Raw genomic sequence first — 6,000 nt, 5'->3', positions numbered from 1 at the left:
CTTCGATATAACCCTTCAATTCCTGAAGGAATTGTCTAACTTTTATCTGGGTAATGTGACCATTCCCAAGTTAGGTTAGAAACGTTTCGCACCATTAAATGGCCCGATTGCGGAAAAACTCTATGGTCAATCAACAATTCCTTAATCCACCTTTTAATTCAGATTAATTCAGATGTACTTTTCATTTCACTAAAAAAACACCCCTTTAAATAACCATCTCCAAAAGGGGCAAAGCATCGTAACTTTTTTGCAAACATCGCGACTTTATTCAATACATCGCATCTTTTTTATAAACATCGTGACTTTATTTTAAATCCACAGCAATATCCTTTTTTTATAAAAAAAATGTTAACGTGATCGTTAACATTAATAGTTGAGACTGGAAATCACCTTATTTTGTTTTGTGTATTCGGAAAACATCAAAGACATCGCCTATAATTTCAGTTGTAACGATATCCTTCTTAATGATACCGTTTGAATATCTAACTTCGAAATTAAAAGTATTTGCTCCTTGCCTTAACTGAGTTCCTCCTTCAACAAATGCCTGGTCGTATAAATCACCAACTCTTAATATATTAGTTCTATAAGATAAAGACACAGTTTTGGTATAAAGGTTTCCATTTACTTGGTACCCGCTAAAATACACGGATACATAATCAATTGGATAAGGAGAGACATCAGATTTCAATATATATTTCTCTCCTGAATAAAATTGATTTGGTAGATTCCCTATCATCAGGTGTTTTTCTGTCCATTCAGGAGTATGTTCTACATAGCCCTTTATTTTAAGTTCTTTTGCTGTAAAAGTGGTAGATACTTCATTGTCATCCCGACCATCATCTACTGTGCTTGTTAAAGCATAATCCCCTGGTTCAACTTTTGGGATAGTAACGCAAACCTTTTGACCTGACCTAACATTGTTTTGTTTCATTAATTCCACAGTTTGGTTATTATCTTTTCTTGAATAAATTCCAACATTTAAGAGGTCATTATCTTCATCAGTTGGGGTAGCACATACGTTGACGTTATCGCCTTCCCACACATCCACAGGATCATACCTCATTGTAATTTCAGGTCGTGTATTAACATATATATTTGTTGAAACAGAATTATCTGTATAAGTAGTTTCCTTGACATCTCTCATCGTATTAACATGTAGAGTGTATTCGGTAAGACCTGTTTCATCAGGTGTAAAAGTGTAATAATTAGTTCTGGATTCTCCTTTTCCAAGTGGATCTAGATAAATTCCTCCACCTTCCCATGTGCCATCTTCATATACAGAATTTACATGCCTCTCAGCATCTAAATCTCCATTGTTCGAATAAATAACCTTTGCTTTATATTCTTCTCCTTTAACAAGGTGATTCACTGGGGTATTATCAATGGCTACGATTTGAATACTATCTGCTTTCAAATTAGTAGAATATATTGTTCCTTCATAAACAACTTGGATTTTCCATTTGTCAGCGGTGTAATATTCATTCCAATAATCGAAAACTTGTTTAGACAGACTACCTTTATAAGTAGCAGTACCAGTATAATCCTTTATCGTATTTGGTAGGTTAAAGGTTCCACTATAATTTTGTCTATATTTGTTACCTGTGACAGATTTTCTATATTTTAAATAAACTCCCTTACGATATCGTTGTTCTAATCCTGCATCACTAACCCAAACATACCCATCTACAGCTGTTTTGTAATGCCAAGCAGAATTCCGAGCATCTCGAACACAGCATTCATCCCAATTATAATCAACAAGTGTCCAACCTGTTGTGCCAAACTCACCACCATCAGGACCATAATAATCACTCGGTGGACGAGGTTTGGAATCGCTAAAGTTTTTGGTAAAGGACCAATATTGAGTGCTGTTCGGTGACATATAACCTAATTTGGTATTTCCAATTCGATCATAGTTTTCAGCGCGTCCATAACTAGTACTATAAACAAATGTACTCGCGTTATCGATAGAATACAGCCCTCCGCTTTTAGGTAGAGAGTAAGAAACATTTTGACCGCTGCCCGAATCATAATATGTACCACTAATATTACTTGGTTCAGGAACATCTGACGTCCTTACACGAAACGTAGTATCAGTCCATTGGTTTGTAAGAGTTTTTTTTCTGCCTGTATTGTAGTTCGTTGTCCACGTAACCCCTGTTCTTGGGATACTTCCTGAATACCCATCTTCATTCACATTAAAATTACTAGAGAAATTACTACTGTTTTTATTACTATAAGTTCCAGTCTTTGTTTTTGTGAAATTTCTATTCTCAGTTCGGTATATAGGGTCTTTATGATAGATCTTTTCAAGTGGTGTTAAAATAATCTTTTTTGCGTTTAGTGTACCTGTATATCCACCAGCATCGTATTCATACGTTGCTGGGAAGTTTCCAATCCAACTTTGAGGGTAACTATATTCTCTTTTCTCCTCCCAACCCATCGTACCGGTATATGTCCCGTTGTCGGTTGTAACCGACTTAAGTTGAGAAGCATCAACAATATTCTCAAAGGGATAAATACCAAATAACAAAATTAAAACTAAGGAACAAAGGGTAATTCTCTTCATAAAATTTCTCACCTCCAAGTCTAAATTACTGCCATCCATTTGGATCTAAATATGCCATTGAGAGACCTATTACGGCTACGTTGTTCTTTTTTGTATCTTGATCATAATAAATAACAACATTAAAGTAAGAACCCTCAATAGTTAAACCATGGTCAATGCGTTCTGCCCAGATTTGATTTGCTAAATTAGAATCTGTATCGAACGAGTCTACTAGAAAATCCGTAACGAGATATTCAACCTCACCATCTTCAAATTCATCAGACGGTTCTTTCCAAGAACCAAGTTTCTCTATTTCCTGAATAACTTGTGATTTAGATTTTTTTCCATTCGCAAAGTCTACTAGCAAACCATTTAAAAAGGAAACTTGCTCTCCCTTATATCTGTTAGTCGGATATTGTTCTTGATAGGTTTCTGTTAAACATTTGTTAATTCCACTTGAATTCGGAGGTGGACAGAAGAATGGAACATCTTCTTCTTGTATTTGCATTTCTTTAGCCTTTTTCTTTATGTCGCTTGGTGAAAATTCGGGGGGCAATTCTTTGAAGGCCATATGAGTTTCTCTGTGCTTGGGAAGTTCTATTTTTAAAGTTTCTTCCTTATTGATGAAAGATGCTATAACAAAAATTAATATAGTTAGAATAAATATTTTCTTCATATGAATTTCTCCTTAAATGTTGAAAAGTTCTCGAGTCAGGAGACTTCTTAAAACAAGAAATCTCCATCCTCCAAAATTCTTCTTATTGCCATCCAGTACTTTCAAGATAACCTACCCCTAGGACTGCTACCGTATATTTACTAGTGCTAGAATTATAGTAAACACTTACTTTACGATAAGCATGGTTACCAGGTAATCCTTTTGACATTATGGTTTGCACCATTGCCCCCGCATCACCAGTCGATGTTTGGAATGTATAGGATTGTACACTGTTTATTTCATAATTCAATCCATCCTCTGACCATGTCATTCCTGATAATTGACCATTAGCAGATCCAGATGAAGTTGCACCGCTTGCCATCTTATTAACAAGGTTATTAAAGGTGGACGTCTTCACACCATTATAAGCAGTCATTCCTACTGACCCATTCACTTGCTGAGTTAACGTGTTATCATATCCAGTTGCCTTAGTTGGTTCAGGTTTAGGCTCAGGCTTTGGTTCAGGCTTAGGTGTTGGTTTAGCAACAGGTTTTGTTACAGTTTCTTTTGGTACTTCAGTTTTTGCTGCACTTGAAGTTGAAGCCTTCTGTGCACTAGTGTTATTGCTAGAACTAGTAGAAGAAACGTTTGTTTTGGAACTAGTCTTAGTAGTTTCGTTATCGTCTTTACTACTCGAGTAGGCAATTACTTGAGAAGAATCATTTGTTTTATCGTCAGAATCTGTAGTTTTCTCAGTAGCTTTTTCTTCAGTTGCTTTCTCTTCTGTGCTACTCTCTTCATCCACTTTTTCTGAATCTAACTCTTCATTTACCTTCGATGCTTCATTCATGCTAGTCTTTTCTTTTTGTTTTTCTTGTGCAACTTCCTTAGTGTCAGTACCACAAGCTGATAATACAAGTGTTAGTACAGTAAACATTAGTAGCTTTTTCATAGTCATTCTCCTCTTTTTATAATTTTCATCTACTTTTCCACAAATAAAAAACGATCTTTGGAATACGAAGAAAAAGTAGACACACTTAATGTGAGTCTGTTGATTCCCCGCAATCCAAAGATCGCTGCATATTATCTGAACCTGCTAACCATTAATGGTTGCAAAAAAAAGTAGACTATAAGATACAATACTATTATATAGCAATGCAGGGGGTGATTACCATGCTTATATTTAATTTTAATTACATTATTTTCTAATTGTGAGTGGTGTGAATGTTTATTCTTATTTCATTATGCTTTTATACAAAGGAATAGCTCTAATTCTCTTGAAAGTTGATCCGCACCCTCACTACTTAAAGTGATATTTCCATTAGCTACATTAAAATTACTGGATGCAACTTTTCCGGTAATAACACAAACGTTTTGAGGCTCATACTTCTTTAATACAATCTGTTCTTCAACAACGAAAATTTCAAGTGGGTCCTTAATGTTTATGTTTAAAACTTTTCGTAGTTCTATTGGAATTACGATTCTACCTAATGGATCAGTTTTTCTTACAATTCCAGTGGATTTCATAAAATATCCTCCTATATTTATCACATTTTTAAGTGCTAGTTAATCAAAGTTAGTCTCCTCTTATATCGACTGTAAATGAAGTTTTTCAATAAATCTCCAGTGATAATGAAATAGCTCTTAGTAAACCTCTTGAATATAATTATACCACTAATTACACTGAATGCAACATAAAAACTACTGTACATACTCATAGACCACTGCTTTTCTTATAATAATTCCTGATCCAGCAAAATACCTCGGACTCCTGGTTGATAAGACTGCAATCACACTCGGCCCATTTAAAGTGTCAAGAATATCATAATCTAGGTTGGAATATTGTGTAGGAAAAGAGCTATTGCTATCATCAACAAATTCAATATGTTCTAGAACTATGTCTTCTTGGTAAAACGAATTAGTATTAGGGGAATATAAGTAACCCGCTGCAGATTCTAATTTAAGATTAGCGTTCAAGCTGTCTCTTAAATTATCTAACGCACGCTCTTGATCAAACACAATCCTCCCTTGAGATAATTGTGACTCATCAAGGGCTAGCGCTGCATCGTGGGTAGCGAGTTCTAATGCATTCTTTATTTGTCTTGTAGATGTTCGATCAGAATCAAGGTTATATTGTAATGACATTAACCCAGCAAATATTACTATGAAGAACATCGTTCGTAGAGTATGTGACATACAGTATCCCTTCCTTATTAATCTAAATACTCACTTAGAACCTTTGTGTTTTTTTCAATGGTATTTGGTCCACGGTTAAAGATTTCAAAAATCCAAATTGGCCCACGAGGAACAACGACTTTGCCTTCAATATACTCATTACGTCGAGTCAAGGCTTGTGTTGCAGTAATTTGAATCTTGCTCTCATCAAAATTATAGTGATCCACCAATTCTTGCTTCATATCATTAATAATTTCTGTAGTAAATCTTCCCTCGATAGCTGCTTTCTTAGCCCCTTCTTGTAATACCACTTCTACCGCTTCTCTATGTAAGCTATCAATATACGATAGTAGAGGAACAAACATTATGTTTGCAGCTATGATAAGAGTCATCCATTTTGCTAATGTAGTATTCATCCTGATAGCTCCTTAAAAATAAGGGGGGACTAGCCCCCCTTATCTATTTCTTATTGAGGTAAATCTGCTTGGACGCCTTCAATTTGAACCTCATACGCATCCGCTTCAGTATTAACCATTGCGTAACCCACACCAAATAACAAAATTCCTATACACATAGCAGTTACTGCAATTTTCAAGAAAGTACTTAATGTTTGATTCATTCCAAT

General features: G+C 35.1%; 7 protein-coding genes. All 7 read right to left on the bottom strand.

Going from position 1 to position 6,000, the window contains the following annotated elements:
- Window positions 1-391: 391 nt before the first annotated feature.
- Entirely contained in the window at window positions 392-2,566 is a 2,175-nt protein-coding gene (locus tag ACFFIX_RS20695; protein WP_378937442.1) for a CARDB domain-containing protein, read from the bottom strand.
- A 25-nt stretch (window positions 2,567-2,591) separates the two neighbouring features.
- On the bottom strand, window positions 2,592-3,221 hold the full coding sequence (locus ACFFIX_RS20690) for a hypothetical protein (RefSeq protein ID WP_378937440.1): 630 nt from the start codon (window positions 3,219-3,221) through the stop codon (window positions 2,592-2,594).
- A gap of 82 nt (window positions 3,222-3,303) precedes the next feature.
- Window positions 3,304-4,152, bottom strand: a complete 849-nt coding sequence (locus ACFFIX_RS20685) for a hypothetical protein (protein ID WP_378937438.1) — start codon at window positions 4,150-4,152, stop codon at window positions 3,304-3,306.
- Window positions 4,153-4,442: 290 nt separating this feature from the next.
- On the bottom strand, window positions 4,443-4,727 hold the full coding sequence (locus tag ACFFIX_RS20680) for a transcriptional regulator AbrB family protein (RefSeq protein WP_378937436.1): 285 nt from the start codon (window positions 4,725-4,727) through the stop codon (window positions 4,443-4,445).
- 174 nt (window positions 4,728-4,901) lie between these two features.
- Window positions 4,902-5,396, bottom strand: coding sequence for a peptidase M23 (locus tag ACFFIX_RS20675; RefSeq protein ID WP_378937434.1), 495 nt, complete (start codon window positions 5,394-5,396; stop codon window positions 4,902-4,904).
- Between the two features lie 17 nt (window positions 5,397-5,413).
- Window positions 5,414-5,791 carry a hypothetical protein gene (locus ACFFIX_RS20670; RefSeq protein ID WP_378937432.1) on the bottom strand — a complete coding sequence of 126 codons (378 nt, stop codon included), beginning with the start codon at window positions 5,789-5,791 and terminating at the stop codon, window positions 5,414-5,416.
- A 50-nt stretch (window positions 5,792-5,841) separates the two neighbouring features.
- The gene (locus tag ACFFIX_RS20665; RefSeq protein WP_378937430.1) at window positions 5,842-5,994 is read right to left on the bottom strand and encodes a hypothetical protein; all 153 of its coding nucleotides are present in this window, start codon (window positions 5,992-5,994) and stop codon (window positions 5,842-5,844) included.
- Window positions 5,995-6,000: the final 6 nt, after the last annotated feature.

It is taken from the genome of Metabacillus herbersteinensis (genome assembly GCF_042433335.1).
GTDB classification, from domain to species: domain Bacteria; phylum Bacillota; class Bacilli; order Bacillales; family Bacillaceae; genus Metabacillus; species Metabacillus herbersteinensis.
Note: the sequence above shows the minus strand (reverse complement) of the source record. Positions and strands in the feature narration are given on the sequence as shown.